Origin of the sequence: Xanthomonas fragariae (assembly GCF_017603965.1) — a bacterium.
Taxonomy (GTDB): domain Bacteria; phylum Pseudomonadota; class Gammaproteobacteria; order Xanthomonadales; family Xanthomonadaceae; genus Xanthomonas; species Xanthomonas fragariae_A.
Genome location: NZ_CP071955.1, coordinates 2,456,449 through 2,483,421 on the forward strand (window position 1 = coordinate 2,456,449; position 26,973 = coordinate 2,483,421).

The following is a 26,973-nucleotide window of genomic DNA, read 5'->3' on the forward strand; positions in this document are numbered from 1 at the left end:
GACCATGCGCGCCAGCGAAGTATTGCAGAAGTGCCTGCCCAACTCACTGTCCGGGATGCATGCGTTGCGCGAACGCGCGTTGCTGCATGCGGTTGAGGCGTTGTTGCACGGACGCAGGCTGACACTGATGGACATCGCACGTTCGTGGCCCGGCGCACTGCGGGTGCGCGCGCCGCTCAAGGCAGTCGATCGCCTGCTGAGTAATCGCAATTTGCAGGTTGAGCGATCAGTGATCGACCACGATATGGCGCAGTGGCTGGTGCGCGGCGCGCAACCGGTAATCGTCATCGACTGGAGCGATTTGAAGCCAGACAAATCGTGGTGTCTGCTGCGCGCAGCGGTGCCGGTGGGCGGCCGCACGCTCACCTTGCTGGACATGGTGGTGCCAGGAAAGCAGCAGGGATCGCCTGGTGCAGAAAAACGCTTCTTGCAACAACTGAGGGCACTGGTTCCGGACGATGTTCGCCCGATCCTGGTCACTGACGCCGGCTTCCGGACACCGTGGTTCCGCGCCGTATCGGCCATGGGCTGGTGTTGAGTTGGGCGACTGCGCGGACGCCCGCAAGTCAAGCCGCAGAACGTGCCGGATGAGGCAGAGCAATGGAGCGACAGCCGGAAACGGCACGTTTTGGCGTCCAATCGTGCCTGCGAGTTACCGCCGATGCAGGCCAATCGCAGCGATCCACTCGATTGCCGGTTAGTGGTTTACGCCAAGACACGGCAAGGGCGCAAACAGTGCAATCGCCGCTCACCCGCCAAAGCCTCGCGTGCGTCATCGAGTCTGAAGGCCGCGGCGCGTGAGCGCGAGCCCTGGTTGATCGTTGCATCCCCGCAGCTGCAGGCACCCAGCGCTAAGCGGTTAGTGAATGTGTACGCACGACGGATGCAGATCGAACTGGCATTTCGCGATCTGAAATCACATCGCTACGGCCAGGCGCTGGAAGACAGTTTGCCCCGACGCGGCGAGCGACTACAGATCCTGCTGTTGATCAACTACGTTGGCTGCATTCGCCAGCTGGTTGGCAGGGCTGGGATGCGAAGCTACCGGTATCGCCCAGTGGCTGTCTCCACGCAACAGCACACGCAAGCTTTACTCCACGCGACGCATCGGTCGAGAAGCCTTAATCAGGCACTGGCCGATGGAGCCTGTCTCACTGTGGATAGAGCGCTTGCGCGCACTGCCTGCGGCAGTGCGCGAGCAGATGATGCTTACGGTGTAAAACTTGGGGATACCTTAGTACCTGGTTGCTGAACGCTTGCGCGGGGCGCATCAAAAAAACCCTCGGAATGCGCGGAATCTCCCTTACCCGAGAATTACCGACCGCGCGGCAAGGCAATCGCGCGCCCAGCGCCACGCGAGCGACTCGATCGCGACGCTGCGCTGGACAATCGCCATGGACATCGCAGCGGCACTACTTGACGGGATGCCTCCGCATCTGCGGATTTAATGACACAGTAGGACTAAGAGTGGCTAACAAAACGTAGCGAGCAGTCGCCAGGTAGGTGCGGACGGCGCGGAGTAACCGCAGTGTAGAGCGATACACGAGGGTTCCGAACACCGGCCGCGCCCATCTGGCGGCTGCGCAGTAGTGTTGTTAACCACTCTAGGTCCGCACCCTCAGATGGGCAGGCACGCCATTCTATGGCTCGCCTGCCTGGCGGTCGCGCTTTTGGCCGTTCTGGGCGCGAAGTGTGCGCAGGCAGGCGGCAAGGTGTGGGCGGCGGCAGGCGTCCATCGGCTTGTCCCCGGTCTATGCCCACGGTAGCCGCAGTCCATCGTCCTCAGCCTGAGACCACTACGGGCTGCTGTATCTACACGTCAGTGGGACCATAGTCCATCTTTTGACTAGACTTGTAGGCAAGAGCGATTGGCATAGGAGCCGGGATGTCCACTGGAAAAACTTCAAGCGAAAGGGCTACGAGCGTTGTCGCAGGTTTGATCCGTCATATACCTGCGCTGGTTTTCTGCTTCGCGACGACGGCCTGCGCGCGCACGCCTTCCGGAACGCCAACCTCACCGCCCAAGGAGCCTGCCACGATGAGCGCGACAGACACATTCAGACCGCACACCCTTGTCGAGTACCCAGAGCTCACGCCCGAAGAAATGGGCCGGCGGTTCTTGAAGTTGATCGATAGTTTGAAGTCGTCCAACGATCTTACGCTCGAACGCCTCCAAGCAGTGATGCAATTGACAATGACGCCTACGCCAGAGGCGCCTAGCAGTTTTTTTAATATGTATTTACCGGACTCGGAGTGGTACTACAACGTGGTGTATTACGACGACCCACAGTTACATCGCAAGAATGCTTCCTACAATTTCATCAACGATAAGAACCGCCAAGGCGCTGACATGGCTCCGGTATGCAGCATGGATTTCAATGCCTATGTAGCGGAATTGAAGAAGATGGGATTCGTGGAACGCGAAGACATGGCGCAATACGATTCTCCAATGCCTCCCATGAATGCGGATGGCACAATGGCGGAGCGCCGGGTCTTCCGGCTGCCCGGTTACTTCTTCTCTCGCGACAACATTAGCGTGCTGATTCGCGAGCGTCGCGAAGCACTGATTAGCGAGCGTCGAGAAACCGATCCACCGGACGATAAATTGAATCATGTCTGCGTAGAATCCATCAGCGTGGGCGGAGGCTAAGAGCGTCTAACAAAACCCCTTGAATCTTGTCTCGCCGGTGGCAAAATTGCGGACATGACACGTCGCAAAGAGATCCCCATTGCGCTGTGGAAGCGCATCGAGCCGCTGATTCCCCAAGTGAAGCGTTCGCCCAAAGGTGGACGGCCGCGTATCAGTGATCAGCAAGCCCTCAACGGCATCGTCTATGTCCTGCGCACGGGCGTGCCATGGGAAGACCTGCCTATGGAGCTGGGCTATGGCAGCGGCATGACCTGCTGGCGCCGGTTGCGTGATTGGCAGGCCGCCGGTGTGTGGCATCGTCTGCACCATGTGTTGCTGACCGAACTGCGTCGCGCCCAGACGCTGGATCTGAGCCGAGCCAGTCTGGACGCCGCCAGTGTGGCCTCCCCCCGGGGGGCGCCTACACCGGGCCAAACCCGACCGATCGCGGCAAACTCGGCAGCAAACGGCATCTGATCGTGGACCGCAACGGCGTGCCCTTGGCAGTGTGCGTCACCGGCGCCAATCGGCACGACTCGGTCGTGTTCGAGGAGTTGATCGACGCCTTGCCGCCAATTGGTGGCAAACCAGGGCGCCCGCGACGTTGGCCAGACAAATTGCACGCCGACAAGGCTTACGACATCGACCGCTGTCGCGCCTTCCTCAAGCAGCGCGGCATCATTGCGCGGATCGCACGCAAGGGGATCGCGCGCAACGACCGGTTGGGCCGTCATCGCTGGGTCGTCGAGCGCACGCATGCCTGGTTCGCAGGCATGGGCAAACTGCGCATCCGCTTTGAACGCCGCATCGATCTCCACTTGGCGTTGCTCTCGCTTGCATGCTCCATCATCTGCTTACGGCTTCTTCCTGGGTTTTGTTAGCCGCTCTAAACATATTCCGAGTCTACCTTCTATGTTTGATCTTCACTTAAGAGGCTGCTGAAATAATGAAGTCCATCTGCTTATCGTCAGCAATGTGTTTACACGTTGTGGCCGAGCCATTCGGACCATAAAAATGGTTGGCCCTTTGGATTTTCCTTGGCGTACTCGTAGAATAGAGGAAGGAACTCTGACCGTTCATTACGAAATTCTGAGCGCCCCTTGTCAGAAACGTCTTTATTATTATCCAAGCTTCGCCCTGGATTAAATTTACGTTGCCGTTCGATAATATCATTAAACGATAACATCGCAGCATTTCTTAGTATGTCATGCATGACAATAAATATTTTCGTACGGCCTAGACCCATACCACAATGTACGTGCAGTCTCTCATCCTGGGCCATCTCCCGCTCCATTGCAATAAACGCATCAATATCGTCCGCACGTGGTGAAAGATGATCTGTCACTGTCAAACGTACATATTTTGCACCCGCAGTTTTCACAAGCTCTTCTTCACTAAAAATCAGTGGCTTACTTAACGTCGCCCCGCGTGGGTTGCTGGCTTCGCTCTTGACATCTTTGCGATGGAAGATATGTACCGTCTCCTGCGATTTAAGCGCTTGAATCCTCTGTTGCTCGTCTGCCAAGGCTTCGTCACGTGATTTGCCAGCATTGCCCCAGTTGTTTGGTGTACGCCAAGTACCTGGATAACCGCCGACAATGGCATGCGACTCTTCGCGAGCATCCAGAACGACCACTGGGCGCTCCTTGGACGGCTTCAACCTAGTAATCTGTCCAATGGATGCTATACTGCCGCTACCTGAAACGTGCAGGTCCTTCCAGCCAGTCGGATTGAAACTTTCGGGGAGGTCTTCTTCATCCGAAGAGCGGAAATTATCGGATGATCCTAGATCCCTATCGTAAGCTAGAACAGGATGTGACGTGGGTGGTGGCGGGAGATGCAAAGGGTCTCTGAATTTCTGGATTACCTGATAAAGTGCTGTTTTCGACCGAGGTGGTTGCCGGCTTGGCAGATCAGCGAGTTCTGCGGGAACCGCTTGATGAGCGTGTTTTGATACAACCTCCTCTTTAATATTCTCAGCGCAGTCGGCACTCTTCATCCCGTCGCTGCTGGCCGATGGTGCAATTGACCCGGAGATTTTGTTCGGCATTTATAGTCGCCTCCATATAGACTATATCTCCCTAATTTTAATTGCCGCGCTAACTAGTTTTATATCGTGATCGGAAGTTGTGTCGTCAATCGCGATATTGAAGCCTGCCCAGCGCCGGATCTGTGGAATGCCTAACGTGCAGCAGATCGGTAGTCGGGTCTTGGTCATGCAGTAGGCGATCAAACAGTGCAACGACATCAAGCCACTTGAATGCAGTCCCACGGTACAGGTAGTGTAGTTTTGTTACCCAGAAATATCCGCTAACTCACTGATGCAATGAGTGAAATCCGAGCTTGTGGGTCATTTTTACACGTTTGTCGGCTGAACCCCAACTTGGGCTGGCCATGTGTATGCGGTCCAAGCCTGCGCACAGGTTTTCACAAGTAAACTATGTCGGCTGAACCCGGTGTGGGGAGGAGGCCAGCTTGGCCCCCATCCCCGGCATCGGAGATGGGGGCATGCGCTATTTGCCCATATGTCTTGCTAGAGAAACGTCTTCACCATTCAATGGCTCGCGACGTCACGATTGTTTCGAGCCTCTGCCCAGCTAAAGTTCCGTGATTTTAGAGACAACACGGGTTGGAACTCCGTCGACATCAATTTCCCTGCCCACGTCGTCACGCTGCGCGTTGACGATCACCCCCTTGAGTACACGACTCTTTGACTCCGCAACACTCTTTAATTGCTTGATATCGGAGGGTTGATCGCCGTAAGAGGTTATCGGTACATCAGGTTGAACCGACAACCGTTCAAGGCTCTCTGCCAATCTCGTTGAATCGGGTTTTTTGTCGATCCGCCCAATGATCGTGGAATCCGGATGGGCGTAAATTGCTGCCTCTGCAAGAGTAGTCCGTAGGGGTTCCTCGTCACTGCCATTCAATGAACTGATAAGCCGCTTCTGCAAATCTTCAGGCATTTGCAAGGGGGCAAAATCCGGCTTTTCAAGGGTCACTTCTTCTGCGCCGGACACCACGTCAAAGTAGTGCATCATTCCAAGATGATTGATCTCGTTTTCCAAATCGCCGTGACCGCGATTACTAATCAATATAACGCGAGAATTCGCATTGCGTGATTTCTCCAGAATTTCTTTTGCGCCAGGAAGCAGGGAAAGCTCGATGTCCGGGAAGGGAACATCCCGGCGATAATTTTTTTCGAAATTTCCGGTTTTACTAGCATTTTATATTGGCGGACAAAGTTAGAGTAAATGGCATTATTTATCGACGCCGCTTTCTGCTCAGAAATTCCTGGTAGCATTTTCCTAACAAAATCTTCAATTATGTGGCGCTTATATACGCTTGGCCTACCCATCAAATAAGATGAAAAGTCTTTTTGATTTTTCATCAGCAATGGCGCTTCATCGTCGACCGGTCCTGCATCTTTCAACTTACTGTGCAGGACCCCTACGGCATCTCCGAGCTCAGGCCACGTGGACGCATGCTCCCTTGCTGCGATAGCTAATGCGTTATGCATAAGCTTGTAATTCAATCCTTTCTCGTCACGCAGACAGTCGTCCCAATCCAATACGACAACCTGTTTTACTTCAGATGCTTGGATTGAGGAACGGCTCGCTAAACTAACCTGGTCGAGCTCTTTCACGATTTCATCAGGTGAAGCAGGTTTCATCTTCAAAATAGGAATAAGCGAATCATGCTCACCTTCGAGAACTTTCGCATCATCTACGAAGTTACGCGCAGAATCCGTCCCTGCAATCTCTTGCATGGAACGTAGTTTTTGCATTTGCTCAAGCGTATCTGGCGCGTCCGGATCTATCCCTACATTGTGAAGATGGGCTCTTTCGAATAAGAGCGGCTAACAAAACCCAGGAAGAAGCCGTAAGCAGATGATGGAGCATGCAAGCGAGAGCAACGCCAAGTGGAGATCGATGCGGCGTTCAAAGCGGATGCGCAGTTTGCCCATGCCTGCGAACCAGGCATGCGTGCGCTCGACGACCCAGCGATGACGGCCCAACCGGTCGTTGCGCTCGATTCCCTTGCGTGCGATCCGCGCAATGATGCCGCGCTGCTTGAGGAAGGCGCGACAGCGGTCGATGTCGTAAGCCTTGTCGGCGTGCAATTTGTCTGGCCAACGTCGCGGGCGCCCTGGTTTGCCACCAATTGGCGGCAAGGCGTCGATCAACTCCTCGAACACGACCGAGTCGTGCCGATTGGCGCCGGTGACGCACACTGCCAAGGGCACGCCGTTGCGGTCCACGATCAGATGCCGTTTGCTGCCGAGTTTGCCGCGATCGGTCGGGTTTGGCCCGGTGTAGGCGCCCCCCGGGGGGAGGCCACACTGGCGGCGTCCAGACTGGCTCGGCTCAGATCCAGCCTCTGGGCGCGACGCAGCTCGGTCAGCAACACCTGATGCAGACGATGCCACACACCGGCGGCTTGCCAATCACGCAACCGGCGCCAGCAGGTCATGCCGCTGCCATAGCCCAGTTCCACAGGCAGGTCTTCCCATGGCATGCCCGTGCGCAAGACATAGACGATGCCGTTGAGGGCTTGCTGATCACTGATGCGCGGCCGTCCACCTTTGGGCGAACGCTTCACTTGGGGAATCAGCGGCTCGATGCGCTTCCACAGCGCAATGGGGATCTCTTTGCGACGTGTCATGTCCGCAATTTTGCCACCGGCGAGACAAGATTCAAGGGGTTTTGTTAGACGCTCTAAGTTATTTTGAATTGACTCGAATCTTGAGATTGCCGAATCGCTCGCCGGATCTATTGCGTAGGCGATTAAAATCATCGCTTCGCTATTGGTTAACTTCTCACGCGGCATTCCGATTGCGGCAAGGCGTTCAGTAACCTTTCCTTGAGGATCCCAAGATGCTAGGGTTTCGTCTAGAAAAGCGCTAACCTCGGAGGACATGGTAAGTTGCGGTGAAAATGGATGAGCGCTCAGCGTTGCAAGAGCAAGCACGTCCACACCTGCCTCCTTGGCTGCTGCTTCCATTGCTAGCATAGAACCTCCTGCCTGAATGTGGTCATCTGTAATGACAACTTTATCGCCGCGTTTCAGGTCGGATGTAACGAAATAAGGCTGCTGTACCAAACGGCCGATCGGACTCGCTTCTGTGCGCGAGGTTCTTGAGAGACCCACGAGGGACTTATGATCTGTAAATACAATAGGCTTTCTGCCATTCTTCTTAGCTGAAGTAGCTTCTAAGGAATTTAGTGAGCTAGCCAGCTCTGTTTGTTCGCAAAAAGTAAAGAAGTTTAACGTACTATCTTCGGCATAATGGTCGCGCGTCGGCCTTAGCAAATGAACCACTCCGCCTTCATCGCCCAAAGCCTCAACTACATGGCGATGTAGCCGTGCGACGTATTCTCCACGAGATTTATCGATTGTCGCTGTAGCCGCGAGAGCTCGAATAGCACGTGCTCCCTGACTCTGAGTACTCAACAACGGGCTGGTTTTTAGTCTGCCGAGTTTGCTATTTTCGCCCTCGATTGGTTCATCAGTGAAGAGATCTCGACCACGCTTTCCCACATGTCTAACTGCATAATAGTCCTGCTTTCCCTTCGAGAGGCTTTTCACTGATTGCAAAGATGGCTTCTCGGTAGCAAATTCGCTAAAAAAGAAAGGCGCTTTCCCGGATTCATCCCGTGAATGATAATTTTGCGAATCTACACGCTTTGCAGACCCTAGGTTTTGGGTAGAGAGAAGAAACTGACCTTTTCCAACGTTGTTGTTCGAGCGTTGCTCGGCAATCATTTTATTGACCGCCTGAAGGTTGTCGCTAGCGGTTGGTACCTTAGGGAAGCTCTGAACAACGCCCCCAGATGCGCGACACTACACACCTACGTTGAGGAGTGATCCATGCAACTGACGTTTGGTGACGCCGAGGGCCTGGGTAAGCGCAAGCAGACCCGCCGGGAAATCTTCCTGGCCGAGATGGAGCAGGTCGTTCCGTGGCAGCGGTTGCTTGCGCTGATCGCACCGCACTATCCGGCGTCGGGACGGCCAGGTCGGCAGCCGTACGCACTGGCCACGATGTTGCGGATTCATCTACTGCAACAGTGGTACGCGCTGAGCGATCCGGCGATGGAAGAAGCGTTGCATGAGATCCCGAGCTTGCGGCGTTTTGCCCAGCTCGGTGGGTTGGACAACGTTCCTGACGAGACCACGATTCTCAATTTTCGTCGTTTGCTGGAGACCCATGGCCTGGCCGCGCGGATGCTGGAAGCGGTCAACGCGCATCTGGCGCGCAAGGGTCAAAGTCTGCGCTCGGGCACGATCGTCGATGCAACCCTGATCGCTGCGCCCAGTTCGACCAAGAACGCTGACCACGCGCGCGATCCTGAGATGCACCAGACCAAGAAAGGCAAGCAATATTACTTCGGGATGAAAGCGCACATTGGAGTAGACGATGTGTCCGGGTTGGTGCACCACGTGGAATGCACGGCGGCCAACGTTGCCGATATCACGCAGGCGCACAAGCTGCTGCATGGCAAGGAAGACACGCTCAGCGGGGATAGCGGTTACACGGGGCTGGACAAGCGCGCGGAGATGGCGCGCAAGCGCAAGTTGCGCTACCTGATTGCAGAGAAGCCGTCCAAGCTCAAGCAGATCAAGAACGCGCGCGAGTTGCAGTGGGCCCAGCGCTGGGAGCACACCAAGGCCAGCCTGCGGGCGAAGGTGGAACATCCATTTCGGGTGATCAAACGCCAGTTTGGTTACGTCAAGGTCCGCTATCGCGGCCTAGCGAAGAATACCGCGCAGGTGCTGACGCTGTTTGCGCTATCCAATCTATGGATGGTGCGCCGGCAGTTATTGCCGGCCAAGGCATAATGCTGTCCGGCGGCAGCTGAAGCCGCCAGATAAGCGCAAAATCTCGTCTTACATACCCAATTTACGCGTTACTGGCGCTCTCTATGCTGATATTTTTAGGTGTTGAGAGTTGTTCAGACCTTCCTTAGATGGAGTGCGATTGAGAGGGCGGAGCCCTTTTAGCTCTGCGCTTAACGCTGCTTCCTTTGGAATGTCGCTATTGCGACCCACTGGAATTAAAATTTCTGGCGTTAAATCTCCCTCATGAAATTGGCTAAGATCATGAGACTTGCTTACACCACTTGTTTTCATCAAGATTGACTCCTGTTGATTGCCCCACCCCCCCTGATTGCTTGGTTTTATAACTTAAATAATTTATTAACTTTATTTAAAGTGTCTTATAAAGACTCATGGCGTCTCAAATTAAATCATTATTTTCCCTGGCACCCTAGTGCGCTTCCGCTAATAAAACGGATCCTTATATGAAGGGCCTCGACGAACGCTGCAAAAAACTAATAAATATTTTTTCAGGACCTGCTTGAATTGAAATAAAATAATTTTGCACGGAAGTTATTGCCTTAGTACGGCGGTTACGCTGATGGGGAAATTAAAATCATATCGACAGCAAATATTTTAGCTTTGCGGTATCAGTAGACGGGTACTTAAAAGAAAAAACCTGTCTGAGAGCGAATATTCGATTCTGCAGGACAGTGACGCGTTTAACAAAAAGAGGATTTGTAGGAGTATTAAGCGTCCGACGCCCCACCCTGAGTTGCGGTAGGTTTAGAGTCCGGGGCTGGGTCAAGGTGGTGAGAAGTGATGAGGTGGATGCGGCGGCGGGCAGGAATCGGCCTGTACGAGGGGTACATGAGGATTCCGAGCAAGGACCGTGCCCGTCTGGCAGCTGCGCAGTCGTTTTGTTAGCTGCTCTAAGCCATGACCAATCCCAATGCCCAACTGCAAGCAGCCATCGCCCAATTCGCTGCGCAACCCAGCATCACGCCTGATCAGGAAGCACAGCTACGTGCCGCCATCACTCAGAATGCCAGCCTGCTGCAACACCTGAATCAGGATGCGGCCAACGGCCAGCTCAAGGGCTTTGCGTTGCCTCAGGCTGGCGCGGCTGCGAATCTGGCGGGCACCTACGACATGGCCTCAGGCGTAGTCACACTACCGGCCACCAGCTTCCAGCCGGCAGGAACTGCGGCTAGCGCGGACCTCACCGCCACATTGCGTGTGCAGGATATGTCGCTGCGCTTCGCTCATACGAACTATGTAGATGCTGCCAACGTCACCCAGCCGGTGACGCAGGATATGGTCACCAACCTGCAGTCGACCATTAACGGTTCGCCAGTATTGGCCGCCGAGATCAAGCATGCCGTCACGCCGCCGGGGCACGGGCAGGACGCGCCATTGCAGCATTTCGCCTCGCTCAGCGGCACGGTGGCGGGCGGCACCTACAATCCCTCGAACCAGACCATGAGCCTGCCGCCGAGCAGTCTGGCAGTACCGCCAGCCAACTTCGGTTCGGCAGACCTCACCTTCGTACTGGGGCATGAAATTCAGCATGGCTTCAATGCGGCGGGCGCGAAAACTGCAATGACCAATGCATACAATCAGGCAATGCAGATCGCGCAGGACAACAATCCCGTCAACGACTACACCGCCCCAATAGGTGCTGTCATCCAAGCGGGGCGAGAGGATGAGGCCAAGGCGCAGATCGCGGGTTGGAATGCCCTACTCAGCCGTGAGCAGCAAACTAAACCCACTGCAAATGTGACGGAGATGATGGCGCTGGCTATACCTATCAACCCCAGCCAGCAAGACCTGACTTCGCGGGTTCTCGATTTCGTTGAACAGAGCAAAACCATACCTGGTCAAGCCCAAGCCCGCTCCGGCTTGACCTTCAACGCCGATGGCACCATGTCGATGACCCCTGCCAACGTGGCGCAGATGGGGCAGAACTATTTTGATAAGCCGCCGGTAGGCACCCTAGGGCTCACACGAGAACAGACCACCGGCATTGGCTTTCACGGCGATTCCGACTATCCGAACTACTACGGTGCGAATGCGGTGACCAACATCATCACCCGCGACCGCGCCTATGCGCACCCGGTCAACGGCGTGTCGCCACAAATGCAGATCAACATGGGGCAATTGCGGCTACGTGAAGACCTGATGGAGCACAACGGGATCACCCTCACCACCGACGCGAATACACCGCAGCGCTATCTCGACACCAGTACGAGTCCGCCAAAACCCGGTTTGTTCCAGCACACCGCGACGACTCACCAACACACCAACCCGATCCCGATCTTTCCGTTGGAAGTCCCAGTGCAAACGGTTGACACACGCGAGCCCGCCGCCAGTCTCAAAACGGCCGGTCATCCGCTGGTCGATCAGTATTTCGCCGCCTTGAAAGCCGGTGACGAACAGGGCGCACGTGCGGCGGCGATAGCGTTCGCAACCCCCGAGCGCTGGCAGCAGACCGTTGCCGATGCGGAGCAACGGATTCTGGCGAAGCAGCAGCAATTGCCGGGGCGGGACAATCCGCTTTTCGAGCAGGCACTAACGCACCTGGAACGGCTGGGGCCGCAAGCCGGTGGGTATCTTGATCGTGTGCAGATGGAAGGCGTCGCCGGGGCCGTCGCCTATCAGGCCAAGCTGCAACATCTGCCCAGCATCGATGCGCTGACGCCAGTCCGGGATGGTCAGAGCTTGCTGGCAATCTCGAACCACCCGTCACTGATAGACCGCGCGCTCATCGATAAAACCCAGGCCGCGGCGCAACCGCTCGATCAGAGTTTGCAGCAGCTGACGGCGGAAACGCAGCGGCAACAGGATCAGGCGTTGCTCCAAGCCCAGCAGCGGCAGGTGGAGACGCAGCAGCAGGGTTTCTCACGATAATGCAGTCGCCGCACGGGAAATGAGATGAACGACGACACACACAGTGTCCTGGCACAGATGACACTGGCCATTGGGCGGCTGGATACCTTGATGTCGAACTTGCAGGAGCAGACCAAAAATGCTCAGGCACAAATGCAAGCGACCAGGGAGAAAGAGGAGGCCAAGTTCAAGCAAGCGATGGTGACGCAATTCCAAGATCAGCAGCAGCGGTTGGAGGCTGCGCTGCGCCCCAGGGTGGCCTGGGCCTGGAAGATCATTGCCGCGCTGGCGGGCTTTTCCGTTCTGTTGCTGGTGGGCTATTGGCTGCTATTGAGGCAGGCCGACGCGCGGCTGCGAGCCGCACAAGCGCGTGCCGAGACTATCGAAGTGAAGGCAGAAGTGCTGGAAGCATTCAAGCATGTCGACATCACGTCCTGCGGCGGCCGGCCGTGCATCAGGATCGACCGGGACACGCCTACCTGGAAGAGCAAGGGTAGCGAGTACATCCTGGTCGATGCCCAGCCCGGTAAAGAAACGAGAAAGCGACCGTAAGCCACAGCTTCTATAGATCAAAAGGAAACGGCGTGCAGCGCGATCACTTCCAGCCACTCAACATTCTGTGGCAATAGCGTTGAGCATCTGCGGTGCGTTGTTAAGAGGTTTCTTAGCATCCCGTGCAGATACCGCGATGATATCCCGCCTGGCTTCATGACTCACACCGACTCCAACACCCAACACCCAAAAGCTGGCCCAGCCGAATAGCCGGTCTCCGGTTCGATGCGGATCTGCAGGCTGGCGCGGCTTGCTACTGCTGCTGGCAACGCGTAGTCGATGTCGACGAAGTCCAGGCCGCGGTTGCCGTCCAGGCGTTCGTTGGCGACCAGTTCGCCGTCGGCGAGAATGCGGAAGCGGCGGCGGGTTTCGTCGCCCCAGTAGCGCAGGCGCAGGATGCGGGCCTGCGCGGTGTTGCGCAGAGTGAAGGCGATGAAGCCGCCGGTGCGGGCGTCGCGGCCGGCGCGACGGCGGTAGCTCAATGGATAGGAGCTTTCGCTCTGCAGCGCGTGTGCTTTCTCTGATGTTTCATCGCCCAGGGCGATGCGATCCAGGGCGCGCGCGTCGAGTGCCTGTTGTTTGGCTTGCGCTGCAGCCTGCTCAGCCTGGCGTTGCTGCCATGCGGCGGCGTCGCGATGCTCCAGGTAGACAGCGCTGCGGCGGTCGAATTGGGCGTAGAACGGCGAGAACCGCCAGTGCTGTGCGCCGTCGCTGTAATCAAACACTGGTTTACCAGGCACCGGCTGCAGACGTTGCAACACGTTATCGCCGCCGATCAATGCAGGGGTCTTGCCAGACCAGGGCTTGGCTGCATCGCCAAGATCGGCCGCCAATACCAACGGTCCGCGTAGCACCGACACCCAGGCCGGATCGTCCGGTGCAGCTTCCAGGCGCAACGGCATGTCGAACGAGACGCTTAGGGTATCGCCGGCATTCCACGCGCGCGTGAGGCGCAGATAGCCGTCGCTGACAGCCACATCGACAGGCTGCCCATTGAGCTGCAGAACAGGCGACTGCGCCCAGCCAGGCATGCGCAATGCGAGCGTGCGATGCGCTGCCGGCGCAGCATCGATACGCAGCAATGCGCTGCCCTGCTCCGGCAGTGCGCTGTGCAAGGTCATATCCAGCCCGGCAGCGTCGCACACGGTGGAAGGCACGTACAGGTTGACGTAAACGCCCTGCCCGTCCTGCCAGTAGATGGAATCGCCGAACTGCGCATGCGCTTCCATGCCGCTACCGACGCAGCACCAAAAATCGTGAAATGGCGACGACCAGCTGCGCGCTTCGCCGGCCAGCATCGGTGTCATGTAGGTGAACATACCGGTGCGGGGATGCTGCTGCGCCATCACGTGATTGAGCAGCGTGCGTTCGTAGTAATCGAATAGCTCGGCCTGCGGCCCCCACTGGTACAGATGGCGGGTGAGCTTGAGCATGTTGTAGCTGGCGCAATGCTCGCACGTCTGCTCGGTGAGAAAACGCGCGATGCTGTCCGGCTGCTGGAAATATTCGCGGTCGCCGTTGCCGCCGATCACGTAAGTATGGTGTTCGGTGACGGTATGCCAGAAGAAGCGCGCGGCCGCGCCCGATGCGGCATCGCCGGTGACCTCATACTCGCGCGCCAAGCCGATCAGCTTGGGGATGTTGGTGTTGGAATGCTGGTGCACAAGTTCGTCGCGCTGGGCGATCAGCGGGTCGAGCACGGCGTGATGGTGCAGGCGCTGCGCCAGTGCCAACCATTGCGCGTCGCCGGTGCGTACGTGCAGCTCGACGAACGATTCGTTGAGGCCACCGAACTCGCACGACAGCACCTGCTGCAATTGTGTGTCGTCGAGCGCGGCAAAGATGCCTTGCAGATATCCCGCCAAATCCGTCGCAACCTTTAGCGCCTGCGCGTTGTCGCAGTGCGCCTGCACATCGAGCAGGCCGGCGAACAGCTTGTGCCAGGTGTATAGCGGTGCCCAGCTGCCGTTGAGATAGAACGGCGCCGGGTCGATCTTGCCGCGCTTGAGTTCGTCAAAGACGGCGCGGCCGCTTTCGATCTTGCCTGCCGCATTTTTGCGGGTGAATCCGGCAACATACCCATCGCCGGCATGCGCCTGGCAGCGTGCGAGTTCTGCAATCAGGTAACTGGCACGCGTGCGGCATTGCGCATCGCCGGTTTGCGCATGCATCAAGGCCAATGCGCTGAGATAGTGACCGAGCGTGTGCCCGGCGATGGTATCCGCTTCCCACCCGCCATAGGCCGGCGCCTTGGGATCGAGACCTGCGTACAGCACGAAGTTGTGCAGCAGCCGGTCCGGCTGCAACCGCATCAAATAGCGCCGATTGGTGTGCAGCGCATCAAGAAACAACGACGGTATCAGCCTGACCTGGGCCAACGGCACGGCGCGCACGCTACCCGGTTGTGCAGCACTGGCCTGGGCCGGAAAGCGCAGGAAACCTGCGGACACGGCCAGGCCGCTCCAGGCCAGAAAGCGCCGCCGCGACAGCGTCGGTGCGTGGTTGCAGGTCAACTCGGGTTCGTGCGCGTCCGTCATGGGCTCAGCTTAGCTCCGGGCAGCGCGCACAGACTGCGCGCGCGGTTGCAACAGTACAAAGCGGTCGCATTGATAACGACTGCATTGGCGTGGACGCTGCGCGCCCAGTCGAATCTGGCCGCGCAGCACAGCGATACAACACAGCGATCAGAACGTCACTGTTGTGCGCACCCAATAGAACCGGCCAAGCAGGTCGTAGGTGGACACATCGGTGTTGGCGTTGCCGACGTTGTTGGAGTAATACAGCGGAGGTTGTTTGTTGCTAATGTTGTCCACGCCCACTTCAAAACGCGTGTGCCACGACTCAACGTTGTAGCCGAGCTGCAGATTGTCGTAGACGTAGGCGCCGATGTTGCGCACTACCGTCGGCTCGCTGGAATCGGCCGACAGGCTCTGGTCCGGATCCGAATTGCCGATAGCGGTGTGCCCCACATAGCGGATGCGCCAAGTGGCGCTCCAGTCGCCCAACGCCCAGTTCACTGTGCCCAGCGCACGCCAACGCGGGAAGTTGCCGTACGCCTGCGTGTAGCGGCCCACAGTGTGGATGGTCACCGAGCTCGGGTCCGTGGTATCGGGCAGCACGTCATAGCGTGTGAGATAGGTGCCGTTGACGCTCGCGGTCACGTTGCCCCACGGCGTGGACGGCAAGCGGTAGGTCAGATTGAAGTCGATGCCCTTGGCCCACAACTTGCCCAGGTTGACGGTGGGCTCGGCGATGTAATTGATGGTGCCGTTGCCGTTGCGATGGATCAGCGCGCAAAAAGCGCTGGCCGAGTTGGCGAAACATTGATTGAGCACGGTCTGCGCCAACACCGTGGTGATGGTGTCTTCCAGATCGATGCGCCACCAGTCCGCACTCAGCGACAGGCCATCGATCCACTGCAGGTCGTAGACTAGCCCCACATCGTACGACTTGCCGGTCTCCGGCTTGAGTTGATAACCGGCTACCACCGCGCCGGAGACCTTGCCGGCCACCTGACCATCGGATTGCTGATAGCTGCCATTGGTCGGCACGTTTGCGCAGGCAACGCTGTTGCCCCCGGTGTAGCCGTTGCACGGGTCGTTGACGGTGGCCGCATCGCCGGCCACACCGGCGTACAACTCGTTGATGTTGGGGACGCGGAACACTTGCGAAACGTTGCCGCGCAGCAACAGGTTTTCGATCGGGCGATATTCCAGCGACACCTTGCTGTTGGTCTTGCTGCCGACCGAACTGAAATCGGAAAAGCGCGTGCCCAGTGTGATGTTCAAGGCGTTGATGCCGGGCAAATCCTTGAGCAGCGGGAACAAGGCTTCGGCATAGGCTTCCTTGACGTCGAAACTGCCGGCCAGGGTGGACGAACAGAATTCGATCACCCCGCACAGGCCGTTCTCATCGCCGGTCCATAGCGCATCGGAGGCGGTGGTGGAGCGCTCCTTGCGATAGGAAATGCCGCTTGCCAGGCTGACGGTGCCGGCCGGCAGATCGAACAGCGAGCCGTTGGCATTGGCCTCGAATTGCTTGACCGTGTAGACGCTGGTCACGATGGGATTGACCACCATGCCCTGGAGTGTGGCGAGGTTGCTGCTGTCGTTGAGGTTGAAGAAATTCAGCGGTGTGCAGCCGGCGATCGCCGCGCCTGCACTGCCGCACTTGACCACCCCATCGCTGTCCAGGAACGAGGGAGCGATGGCCTGATTGAACGCGGCGTAGTCGAGAAAACCGTTGTTGATCGACTTCTGTTTGACCTTGCCGTAGTTGAAGTTGGCATTCCATTGCCAGGAGCTGTCGCCGAAGCGGCCGCGCAAGCCGGGGCTGATCTGGAAGTTGTAGGTGTTGTATTGATAGCTGCGATTGCCCAGCACGGTCGCGCGCGTGTTGAGGTCGTTGTAGGAGGTGCCGGTGCTGCGATCGGTGCCGAAGTTCACGCCGAACGGGTTGTAGTAACTCTGCGACGACACCAGGATGTTGTCGCCGTTGGAGAAGATCGGAATCGGCGCGATGATCGAGGCCGATTCGGTTTTACTGAACCAGGTGTTGACGTAGCCTTCGACGTTGTCGGTAAAACGATAGCTGCCGAGCAGGAACGCATTGCTGCGCTTTTGCGGGGTCTGCAACAGATTGAACGGCTGGTAGTTGTAGGAGTCGGCACTGGCGTTGTAACAGTGGAAATCGCCCGGGCCGGCGCGACCGCTCACGCCGCTGTTGAGGGTGACGCGCCCGCAGCCGTTGGCCTGCGCGAGCTGCGTGGACTGATCCGATCCATCATTGAAATTGACCGTGCCGGTCGGCGTGGCGGAGGAGCCCTGCTTCACCGGTTGACCGTTGGTCAGCGCGAGCGCGTCCTTGGAATAGTCGCGCGCCGCTGCCGCTACCGGGTCGATGTTGTGATACGACAGGCCACCGATCAGACTGCCGCGCTCCCAGGTCTTGCCGGAGGTCATGGTGAAGTTGCGTCGGTTGCCGTCGCCTTGGCTACTGGTACCGAAGTCGCTACTGAACTGCACTCCGTCGAAGTGCGTGCGCAGGATGAAGTTGACCACGCCGCCGATCGCATCGGAGCCGTACACCGCAGAAGCGCCATCGCTCAGCACCTCGATGCGCTCGATCATGCTGGACGGAATCGCATTGACGTCGTTGTAGGCGAGCCGAATGCCGTTGACCAGCACCAACGTGCGTTTGTCGCCCAGCCCGCGCAGTGAAATCGCCGAGGCACCTGTGCCGCCGCCGTTATTGGTGTACGGGTTGGTAGCGTTACCAGCGATGGATGGCAGTTCCTGCAGCAGATCGCCGACCGTGGCCTTGCCGGTCGCGGCAATCTGTTCCTGGCTGACGGTGACGACCGGGTTGGCGGTTTCCGTATCCACACGGCGCAAGCGCGAGCCAGTGACGACCACATTATCCAACGTTTGCGTCGCATCGCCGCTTTGGGTCGCCTGCTGCGCAGACACGGGCTCGGCCGCAGCTGCAGACAGCGCCAACAGGAGCGCGGTGGTGAGCATGCCCGGCACCAGGCGCGTGGTCACCTCAGTGGTCCGGGAGAAAGGCAACAGCAACCTCGGCATGCAGGGCTCCTGATTTGCATGGAAGACAAACGATAGGCAGCGCACGCCCGTGCCGGCGTATGCCAGCGCAGGTCAAGATGGATGGCAGACGCGCACGCAACGAAACCTCTCGCCACGGCCGTGCTGCAGCTACGCAGACAATTTCCACGCAGTTGTCAGAACGGATGTTGGTTTCGCACTGGAGTCGCATATACGCTCCAGTTTCATCAGCTGGCCATAATGTGCCTGTGCGCACGCCCCACGTCTTGTCGCATTTATCGACAGCGCATGCGGAAAACAGCATGGTTCGCAAGTGAACGAGCGTGCGCCGATGCCTTGCCTCGCAATCCAGTCGGCAATCAGGCGCGCTGCTACGTGGTTATTGCAGGTTGCACAGACCCCGCCATCGATCTCGTAGCACGGATAATGCGCGGCGGCAGCCTTGTGCCAGGCGATGCGATCCGGCAGGCCGGCGTCCTTGAGATTGCGCCAGGCGACATCGTGGAAGGCGCGCGAACGATTGCTGGTCCCCATGCCATCGATCGACGCGACCGGCAAACCGCAGCCCGGTCAGCAACGGCGTCGCGGCGGTGAAACTCTTCGGTACACACGCGCCTTGTGGGACCGCGTAGATATTTTCGATCACACGATAGCGCTGCTGCAAACCAAACCGCCATCGGGGGACCGCAGTGTACGCCTGGTACATGCCAATTCCGGACACCGACCGCGCCCGCCTAGCGGCTACGCAGTTGTTTTGTTAGCACTCTATGGCACATCACAGCGCGTGCTGTCGGCAGCACTGGCGGCCGGCAGACGTTGCGGCTGCGGCGCCAGCATTTCCCATTCCTGCACTGCGAGCCCGGCGTAATGCGTTCCGGCGCCGGAGGCATCCAGCACCACGCGCACGCAGCGCGTTGTCACCGGGGCGAACGACACTGCCTCATAACGATCGGTGCGTGTGCCGTAGCTGTCGGTCGGTTGCACCGGATGCCACTGCCCGCCTTGCCGATACTCCAGATGCCAACGCGCAGGCGGCGCCACGCCAATGTCAGCGCCGGCCGGCTGATCGGCCCAGAACACGATGCGGGTACGGTCCAGGGTCACCGGCTGCGCCCAGCTGTATTGAATCCATTGCTGCGGCGGATTGTCCGGCGTCCAGCTCCCCCACATTTGCGGCGGCAGCGGATTGGCTTTGACGATGCCGTCGTTGAGCGCGGCTATCCAATACTGAACCGGAATCTCCTGGCCATTGGAGGCGGTGGCGTAGGCGGCAGCGGCCTGATTGCGTTGCGGTGGCGTAGGCGGCTGCACGCGCCGGGTGGGTGCGACGGTGCGAATGCGCGCCGGTTGCTTGCTGTCGTCCCACTCCAGGAGATCGATCGCCACGCTGCGGCGGAAATGCCCGCCGCCCTGCGCATCGGCGGTGTGGTAGACCAGATACCACTGCCTGTTGAAGGCCACGATGCCCGGATGCGAAGTGGTCGAGGACACCGGCGGCAGCACGACGCCGCGATAGGTCCACGGGCCGAGCGGTGTCGATGCGCTCGCATAAGCGATACACGCGTGGTAGAGCGTGGGCGTGCATGCGGAAGTACTGCCGGCGTTGTTGGCCGCATATGCCAGGTAATAGGTGCCGTTGCGCTTGAACAGCCAGGGCGCTTCGAAATAGCCGTCGAGCGTGTCCACCGGCACCGGCATGCCCTTGAAGCTCACCATATCGCGCTGCAGCTCCACGCCATATAACGCACCGAACGTGCCCCAGTACAGATACACGCGCCCGTCGTCGTCCACCAAGACGGTCGGGTCGATGTTCTGGATATCGTTGGTGCCGGGCACCGACTGCGACACCACCGGCCCTTGCGGATGGGCATCGGTCCACGGGCCGAGCGGGCTGTCGGAAACCGCCACGCCAATGGCGAATGGGTCCGGGTTGGGCGAGTTGCGCTGTTGCACCGGCGCGTACAGGTAATAGCGCCCATCTGGCCCCTGCACGATCTGCGAGGCGTAGGCGTGGCGCTTGTCGGCCCAAGCGAACACTTGTTGCGGACGCAGGAAATCGCGGTAATGCGTCCACTGCCCGCTGGCCGGATCGTTAGTGACAAACATTTGCCAACCAGGCATCACAAAGTCATTGCGATCCGGAGGCGCGGTGTCGCGGCCGGCAATGATGTAGAGCTTGCCGTCGGCCACCAGCGGTGCCGGGTCGGCCGAATAGGTGCTGCCATCGGCCAGGATCGGGTTGCCGGGCGCGTGCAGGTGCACGCCCTGAGGCGGCGCTGCGGCCCATGCGGGAGCGCTGGCGAGCGACAACGCATATGCAAACGCAAACGCGCGGGTGAGGATACCGGTCATAGAGTGGCCGCCTTGATCTGCAACGTGAGGGAAACCGATACCTGACCGGTGGGCGCACGCCCCCGGGCCGTGCCGGTCACACGAATCTCGCCGGGTTGTGCATAGCGCGCAGGTTCCAACGATGGCCATTGCACCGGCAACCGTTCGCGCGAGCCATCGTTGTATTGCACGGTGACAAAACCCGGCAGCGTCGGTGCATGCCCCACTACCGCGCTCACCACCGGCAATGCCTGCATGGTGTTGATCTGCCCCGGCGGGGTGGCGCGCACCCAAATGGTGGCCTTGATCGGAATCACGCTCTCCACCAAGCCCTGCAATTCCACCGCGCCCTCGCTGCCCAACCGGCCAGCCGACAGATCGGGCCACTGCACTGCCACTGGCAGCACGCTGCCATCGGCAAAGAACGCGGTGACTTCCTGCGGCAATACCGGCAACTGGCCGGGCGCGGTGCGCAGATCGATCGATTCCAGTCGCTTGGGCACCTCCGACAGCGCCTGCCATTCGTCCACGCCAATGGCTGCATGCCCGCTGGCAGTGGCCTGTGTGGTCAAGACCGCACGCAATCCGGTGGTCACCACCGGCGCGAAGCTGGCTGTGCTGGCAGCACCGGTGGCGGCAGCAGCAATCGGGTAACCGCTATTGACCGCGATGTCCTTCCAGCGCCCGTCCTGCAGTGCCTGCAACTTCCAACCGGCTGGCGCGGCCACCGCACCGTCGGGCTGATCGTTCCATAGGTAGAGCGCGCTGGACGACAGACGCACCGGCCGCGGCCATTGGTACTGCAGCCACACCGTTGCCGGTTGCTCAAGGCCCAGACTGCCCCAACGACGATTGTCATTCGGCGCGCTGCCCGCTGCCGGGATGACGCCATCATTCAAGGCCTGCACGCGGTACTGCATGCCGGTGATCTGCGCACTGACGCTCGCCGCGCCCTGCAGCGGCACACTCTGCAGCGCAGGTGACGCGGGCGCATTTACTTGCACGTCGGCATGCCCAGCCAGCACACCGTCATTGGCGACCAAGCGCAACATGTAGCGCCCGGCGCGGGTGAACCGCACGGCGGTATCCATCGCCGCTACATCGGCAAACAATGCATCGCCGCCTTCCGGTGCTTGTTGCACGCGCCAGCGCACTTGCAGCGCGCCGTTGGGCAGGCCGTCGTCGCCTACGCGGCCGTTCACCACCACCGTGCCATCGGAGCTGGGATCGTCCAGCTGCCATGCCTGCACCTGCGGTGGCGCATTGCCGGTGGCTGCAGGCGAAGGCAGGCCGCTGTCGAACAGCTGGATTTCCTTGATGCCGGTGCGTGCGCTGCCGGCATGGGTCACCACCACGCGCAGCCCCTGTGCACGGATCGGCGGAAAGCGCACGCGGTTGCGATTGCCTTCGGCCATCGCTGCGTCACGCACCTGCCCCGGCACGGTTTTCCAGCTGCCGCTACCGTCCTGATATTGCACTGCGTAGATCCACGGCGCGGTGTAACCGGGATAGGTTCCCGACGGGAAACCATAGTGATCGCCACCGGGCGACGAACTGCGATAGAAGTACAGCACCACCTGGTCCAGTTGCCGTCTCCCACCCAAGTCCAGTGCAATCCAGTCGCTGGCCGACGGCGAGCCGGCCGTGCCCCAGAACGGCGTGCTGGCCGTGCTGCCGTCCACTGCGGCGGCAGGTGCGAAACCGGGCGCAGCGAAGCTGGCGGTGACGCGCGCGCCCTCGGCCAGGTTGCCGCTGGCGGTGTTGGGCAGTGCCACGTCCACACCCGCCTGGGCCAGGAGTTTTGCAGTGCGCGAAGTGGCGGCAAAGCGTACCTGCGACATGGACGCCAGTTGCGCCGGATGTGCCTCCAGCACTTGCGCGACACCATTGCGGTTGACCGCATCCGGCGCTGCACTCACCTTGCCGCTTGCCGGGTCGTAGATCACATGCGCCAGGCGGTCGACACGAAATGCCAGCCTGCCATCCAGATACACGCTGTAGCCCTTGGGAACCTTGCCGGCGTAATGGGTTCCGTTGCGGTCCCACACGATGCTCAGGTTGCGATCGCGGTAGCGCAGATTGTCGGCGGCAAAATGTTCCCAGCCGATATCGATCGGATACAACTCGATCTTGTCGTCGCTGCGCGGGCGCAGCCCCATCGCATCTTCGATCATGGTGAAATTGGTCGCGCCCAATTGGGTATGATGAATCCACGAGCGGTAGCCGATCTTGCCGCCGTTCCTGGCACTGCCCTTGGCCCAGAATTCGTTTTGATCCGGGTAGCGGTTGTCGCCATTGATATAGGGCGCCCACGCATTCCAGTACAACAACTTACGGTAACTGTGCGCATTCAGATACGGGCTGGGGTAATCACGCAACGCTTCACCGAACAGGCGAAACGCCACAGTCGCATTGATCGTGGAAAAGTTGTTGCTGCCCGCATCGGCGCCACTGCCGCGCGCCTGCATGTCGACCTGGTTGGCGGTGTAGAAAGGGAATAGCGGGTACTGCGCCGCATCGGCGAACAGCCGCAACGCACGCACATACTTGGGGTCGTAGTCGGCATCGCCCTGCTTGGGCATCAAGCCCACGCTGAACGGGTAGTAGTTGTTGGTCTCCTTCCAATCCACCGCTAGCCGCGGCCCCTTGGCTTGGCGATGCTTGAGCAGATCGCCATGCAAGCCCACCGAGTCGGCGGTGTCGCTGCGGTCTTGCCACAACACCTCCAATACCGCCTTGCGGATGCGTCGCGCGGTGGCCTGCATGCGTTGCGCGGTTGCGGTGTCGCCGGCCAACGCGGCGGCTTGCGCGGCCGCCTGTGCGTTGGCGTACACGTACGCGCTTTCGGTGCGATCCATACGAATTTCGCCGTGCTGCTCGGCCCAGTCGAACGACACCGCATCGGCATCGTTACCGGTCATCGCTGCCCAGTCGTATTCGATCAACCCGTTGTGGTTGAGATCGTAGGCGGCCAGCAGGCCGTCCACGTCGCCGCTGCCGTAGCGCGCGAGTTTTTGCGCCAGTGCGGCTGGGCCACCATGGATCTGCATCGACCGCCATGCCGAGGCGGTGATGTATTGCGCGTAAGAGTTGGACCAGTTCTCAGGCGAGCCGGGATTGTCGGTGTACTTGCCGCCGCCTGCGGTTTCGCCGGCGCTGAGCCAGCTGCCGTAGGCATACAGCGGGTCGCGCAGATATTTCAGATCGTCCAGAAACATGCCGGTGGTCAGCACGATGGCATTGTTATAGCCCAACACGCCTTCGATGGCGACAGGAAACTGGTAGTCGTTGCCCGGTACATTGGCATCGAGAAAATTGAAGCGCAGCAGCCACCAGCGATAGAACAGGCTTTTGGTAATGTTCTCTTCGGGCGTGTCCAGATACGGCACGTTGTCCACCCACCAGCGGTTATAGCTTGCGACATGCTCCTGGTACGCCTGCTGCGGCGACTGCGCAGCAATGCGGATGTACTCGGCGCGCGCTTCAGGCAGCTCGTGCGTGAGCAGGCCCAGCTGCACCTTCAATGCCATTGTATCGCCGCTGGCGGGCACGGCCACCTCGCGTACCAGGCGCTTGCCTTCCACCCGGAATCCATCGCCGGACAAGCGCGGAAACACTGTGGTGATTGCGTTGTAGGCATCGAACGCGCCAGTCAGCTCATTGCCATCGGCACGCTGGGCCAGCGGCGAGACCGCTTGCACCGACAATGTATGCGCTGCACCGTCCAGGCTGGACAGCACGATGCTGGCCACTGCCACATTCTGCTGGGTGATGTATTTGACCAAGCGCATACGCACGCCTGCGTTAGCGTCTTCGAAGACGGTGCTGAAATAACTCGGCGTCTGGCGCCTCTGCTGCGAGCGTTCCTTCCATTGCACCGGCCGTCTGCCTTGCGTGGATTGGATGCGGAACAGCGCGTCGTAATCGGTGGAATGCCAATACGCCACCTGCCCGACGAAACCCGGACGCTCGGGCTGGTGATACGACAGATAGGCCGCGCGACCACGCGTAAACAGCCAGGAATTTTCGTCGTCGAAGCCGCCACCGGTGCCCTCGCGGGCCAGCATGCGATCGACCCAGAAATCGTTGCCCGGTGCCTGCCCTGCCCCTTGCGCGCGATCGGCAGCGTAAATCCTTGACAGTTGCCCGCCAGGCGCAAATGCCGCGCCACTGTCCGGCACCGGATGCTGCACACCGCGGAACTGCGGTTCGCCGATCATCGCGTTGGCCGCGGCAATCGGCGGATCCTGCACGTCCTCGGCGATCGCCAAGGGCAAGCTCAGCACTGCGCACAGCCACACCAACATAGCCGCACCGGAACGCTGGTTCGGACGCAGCCAGCGCCGGTGCCAAGCCAAAAACGAGATCCAACGGGAACTGCGCATGGGCAAGCTCTTTAGAAGGTTCAGGGCCAACCGATCGACGCCAGCGTCGGCAATCATGGTGCGATCAACACACGCAGCGCTCCCCAGTGCGCTGCGGCTAGTTCGACCAATACCTATCGCTCATCATAGCTCTCTGCCACCGCTACAGTTGCCTCGACGCGAAGCACGGCGGAGCAAAACGAATGCCACAGCGATCGCGCTTGTATTCCATCGCAGTACAACGTATCGGCGCGCATCTCGCCCGCGAACTGCCCCACCCACTGCAACGTCACTGCATCAGCCGCGCCGCTCGAAACTCCACCCGCAAGCGGCCCCAAAAATCGCGGCCCGGCGTGTCGTACGTGGAGGCTTCGGTATTGGCCGCGTTGGAGTCTTTGTAGAACCGCGGCGGCTTACGATTGCCCAGGTTGTCCACACCTGCGTGTCGCGCCAGCTTTATAACTTCCTGATTAGCCCTGACCCTCAGCTACAGCAATTCCACGCTTCTCCCTACATAAGCCTAATTCAAGGCGGCGATGGGGCTTCCTGGCTGAAAAACGTCGGGCCAGCCACCACGCGTCAGCAACGCCGACAGTGGACATGGTTGGAAATGCCAGGAAAAATGGCCTCGTCTGCAGGCCAGTAGCGAAAAGGCCGGCTGAGAGTCAGGGCTAATCAGGTATAACTTTGCATACCCGCTAGATCTTCGCGGGGATCGATTCAGCAGTGGCGGTCCATATGAAGGGCTTCGGATATTGGTGATAGTGCTTCACGAACTCATCGATCTTGCGCTTGAAATCGCCCACCACGTCGAACGAGCCACAGCCAATTGTCTGCGTCGTGATCAGTGCGAACCAGCGCTCGACCTGGTTCAACCACGAACTGCAGGTCAGTGTGAAGTGCAGATGGAAGCGTGGCCGACGCGCCAGCCAGGCTCTCTCACTCCGGTGTGCTTGTGCGTTACTTAGAGCGTCTAACAAAACCCCTTGAATCTTGTCTCGCCGGTGGCAAAATTGCGGACATGACACGTCGCAAAGAGATCCCCATTGCGCTGTGGAAGCGCATCGAGCCGCTGATTCCCCAAGTGAAGCGTTCGCCCAAAGGTGGACGGCCGCGCATCAGTGATCAGCAAGCCCTCAACGGCATCGTCTATGTCTTGCGCACGGGCATGCCATGGGAAGACCTGCCTGTGGAACTGGGCTATGGCAGCGGCATGACCTGCTGGCGCCGGTTGCGTGATTGGCAAGCCGCCGGTGTGTGGCATCGTCTGCATCAGGTGTTGCTGACCGAGCTGCGTCGCGCCCAGAGGCTGGATCTGAGCCGAGCCAGTCTGGACGCCGCCAGTGTGGCCTCCCCCCGGGGGGCGCCTACACCGGGCCAAACCCGACCGATCGCGGCAAACTCGGCAGCAAACGGCATCTGATCGTGGACCGCAACGGCGTGCCCTTGGCAGTGTGCGTCACCGGCGCCAATCGGCACGACTCGGTCGTGTTCGAGGAGTTGATCGACGCCTTGCCGCCAATTGGTGGCAAACCAGGGCGCCCGCGACGTTGGCCAGACAAATTGCACGCCGACAAGGCTTACGACATCGACCGCTGTCGCGCCGTCCTCAAGCAGCGCGGCATCATTGCGCGGATCGCACGCAAGGGAATCGAGCGCAACGACCGGTTGGGCCGTCATCGCTGGGTCGTCGAGCGCACGCATGCCTGGTTCGCAGGCCTGGGCAAACTGCGCATCCGCTTTGAACGCCGCATCGATCTCCACTTGGCGTTGCTCTCGCTTGCATGCTCCATCATCTGCTTACGGCTTCTTCCTGGGTTTTGTTAGC

Annotated in this window: 13 protein-coding genes, 1 other RNA gene and 6 pseudogenes; 7 read left to right on the top strand and 13 right to left on the bottom strand. The window is 59.3% G+C overall.

The genetic code is table 11. The annotated features are described in order from the left end of the window. Positions 1-4 precede the first annotated feature (4 nt). Positions 5-1,220: pseudogene (locus J5I97_RS11600) on the top strand (IS4 family transposase). Between the two features lie 249 nt (positions 1,221-1,469). Here the strand turns inward: J5I97_RS11600 and J5I97_RS11605 are convergent. Next, a non-coding RNA gene (locus J5I97_RS11605) (sX9 sRNA) lies at positions 1,470-1,544 on the bottom strand. A gap of 494 nt (positions 1,545-2,038) precedes the next feature. On the opposite strand from J5I97_RS11605, the gene J5I97_RS11610 reads away from it, so the two are divergent. Both J5I97_RS11610 and J5I97_RS11615 read left to right on the top strand, forming a co-directional pair. Continuing rightward, entirely contained in the window at positions 2,039-2,650 is a 612-nt protein-coding gene (locus J5I97_RS11610; protein ID WP_208586667.1) for a hypothetical protein, read from the top strand. Positions 2,651-2,704: 54 nt separating this feature from the next. Further along, positions 2,705-3,510, top strand: a protein-coding gene (locus J5I97_RS11615) for an IS5 family transposase (RefSeq protein WP_208586669.1) whose coding sequence is annotated in 2 segments (ribosomal slippage) — positions 2,705-3,035 and positions 3,035-3,510 — 807 coding nt in all. Because the reading frame shifts where the segments join, the coding sequence is not laid out codon by codon here. 98 nt (positions 3,511-3,608) lie between these two features. Here J5I97_RS11615 and xopH read toward each other — a convergent pair. The 5 genes and pseudogenes from xopH to xopC (J5I97_RS20300) all read right to left on the bottom strand — a co-directional run. Next, positions 3,609-4,679 carry a type III secretion system effector XopH gene (xopH, locus tag J5I97_RS11620; protein ID WP_208586671.1) on the bottom strand — a complete coding sequence of 357 codons (1,071 nt, stop codon included), beginning with the start codon at positions 4,677-4,679 and terminating at the stop codon, positions 3,609-3,611. A 103-nt stretch (positions 4,680-4,782) separates the two neighbouring features. Further along, positions 4,783-4,908: pseudogene (locus tag J5I97_RS20390) on the bottom strand (acetyltransferase); the annotation flags it as partial. A gap of 318 nt (positions 4,909-5,226) precedes the next feature. Next, positions 5,227-6,482, bottom strand: a pseudogene (gene xopC / locus J5I97_RS20295) (type III secretion system effector protein XopC); the annotation flags it as partial. A 6-nt stretch (positions 6,483-6,488) separates the two neighbouring features. Further along, positions 6,489-7,294 (bottom strand): IS5 family transposase gene (locus J5I97_RS11630; protein ID WP_208586475.1). Its coding sequence is split into 2 segments (ribosomal slippage): positions 6,489-6,964 and positions 6,964-7,294, totalling 807 coding nucleotides; the frame shifts between segments, so codons are not numbered across the junction. 54 nt (positions 7,295-7,348) lie between these two features. Beyond that, positions 7,349-8,395: pseudogene (gene xopC / locus J5I97_RS20300) on the bottom strand (type III secretion system effector protein XopC); the annotation flags it as partial. A 105-nt stretch (positions 8,396-8,500) separates the two neighbouring features. Between xopC (J5I97_RS20300) and J5I97_RS11640 the strand changes: the two are divergent. The 3 genes from J5I97_RS11640 to J5I97_RS11650 all read left to right on the top strand — a co-directional run bounded on the left by J5I97_RS11640 (position 8,501) and on the right by J5I97_RS11650 (position 12,889). Continuing rightward, positions 8,501-9,472: an IS5 family transposase gene (locus tag J5I97_RS11640; RefSeq protein ID WP_208586672.1), complete on the top strand. Its 972-nt coding sequence runs from the start codon at positions 8,501-8,503 to the stop codon at positions 9,470-9,472. 915 nt (positions 9,473-10,387) lie between these two features. Beyond that, on the top strand, positions 10,388-12,358 hold the full coding sequence (locus tag J5I97_RS11645; protein ID WP_208586674.1) for an XVIPCD domain-containing protein: 1,971 nt from the start codon (positions 10,388-10,390) through the stop codon (positions 12,356-12,358). Between the two features lie 24 nt (positions 12,359-12,382). Beyond that, entirely contained in the window at positions 12,383-12,889 is a 507-nt protein-coding gene (locus J5I97_RS11650; protein ID WP_208586676.1) for a hypothetical protein, read from the top strand. A gap of 161 nt (positions 12,890-13,050) precedes the next feature. Here the strand turns inward: J5I97_RS11650 and J5I97_RS11655 are convergent, their stop codons facing one another. The 7 genes and pseudogenes from J5I97_RS11655 to J5I97_RS11685 all read right to left on the bottom strand — a co-directional run. Then, positions 13,051-15,426 (bottom strand): glycoside hydrolase family 127 protein, encoded by a 2,376-nt coding sequence (locus J5I97_RS11655; RefSeq protein WP_208586678.1) that lies wholly within the window; start codon positions 15,424-15,426, stop codon positions 13,051-13,053. 147 nt (positions 15,427-15,573) lie between these two features. Continuing rightward, positions 15,574-18,471 (bottom strand): TonB-dependent receptor plug domain-containing protein, encoded by a 2,898-nt coding sequence (locus tag J5I97_RS11660; protein ID WP_208586679.1) that lies wholly within the window; start codon positions 18,469-18,471, stop codon positions 15,574-15,576. A 375-nt stretch (positions 18,472-18,846) separates the two neighbouring features. Further along, positions 18,847-19,111 (bottom strand): annotated as a pseudogene (locus J5I97_RS11665) (prolyl oligopeptidase family serine peptidase); the annotation flags it as partial. Between the two features lie 104 nt (positions 19,112-19,215). After that, positions 19,216-20,802, bottom strand: a complete 1,587-nt coding sequence (locus J5I97_RS11670) for a family 43 glycosylhydrolase (protein ID WP_208586680.1) — start codon at positions 20,800-20,802, stop codon at positions 19,216-19,218. Continuing rightward, a complete protein-coding gene (locus J5I97_RS11675) occupies positions 20,799-25,001 on the bottom strand; it encodes an Ig-like domain-containing protein (protein WP_371885892.1) in 4,203 nt (1,400 codons plus the stop codon). Before J5I97_RS11675 ends, J5I97_RS11670 begins: the two co-directional genes overlap by 4 nt. 433 nt (positions 25,002-25,434) lie before the next feature. Continuing rightward, the gene (locus J5I97_RS11680) at positions 25,435-25,581 is read right to left on the bottom strand and encodes a hypothetical protein (RefSeq protein WP_208586682.1); all 147 of its coding nucleotides are present in this window, start codon (positions 25,579-25,581) and stop codon (positions 25,435-25,437) included. Positions 25,582-25,843: 262 nt separating this feature from the next. Next, a pseudogene (locus J5I97_RS11685) lies at positions 25,844-26,086 on the bottom strand (IS630 family transposase); the annotation flags it as partial. Positions 26,087-26,166: 80 nt separating this feature from the next. Between J5I97_RS11685 and J5I97_RS11690 the strand changes: the two are divergent. After that, positions 26,167-26,972 (top strand): IS5 family transposase gene (locus J5I97_RS11690; protein WP_208586684.1). Its coding sequence is split into 2 segments (ribosomal slippage): positions 26,167-26,497 and positions 26,497-26,972, totalling 807 coding nucleotides; the frame shifts between segments, so codons are not numbered across the junction. The last annotated feature ends 1 nt before the right edge of the window (position 26,973 follow it).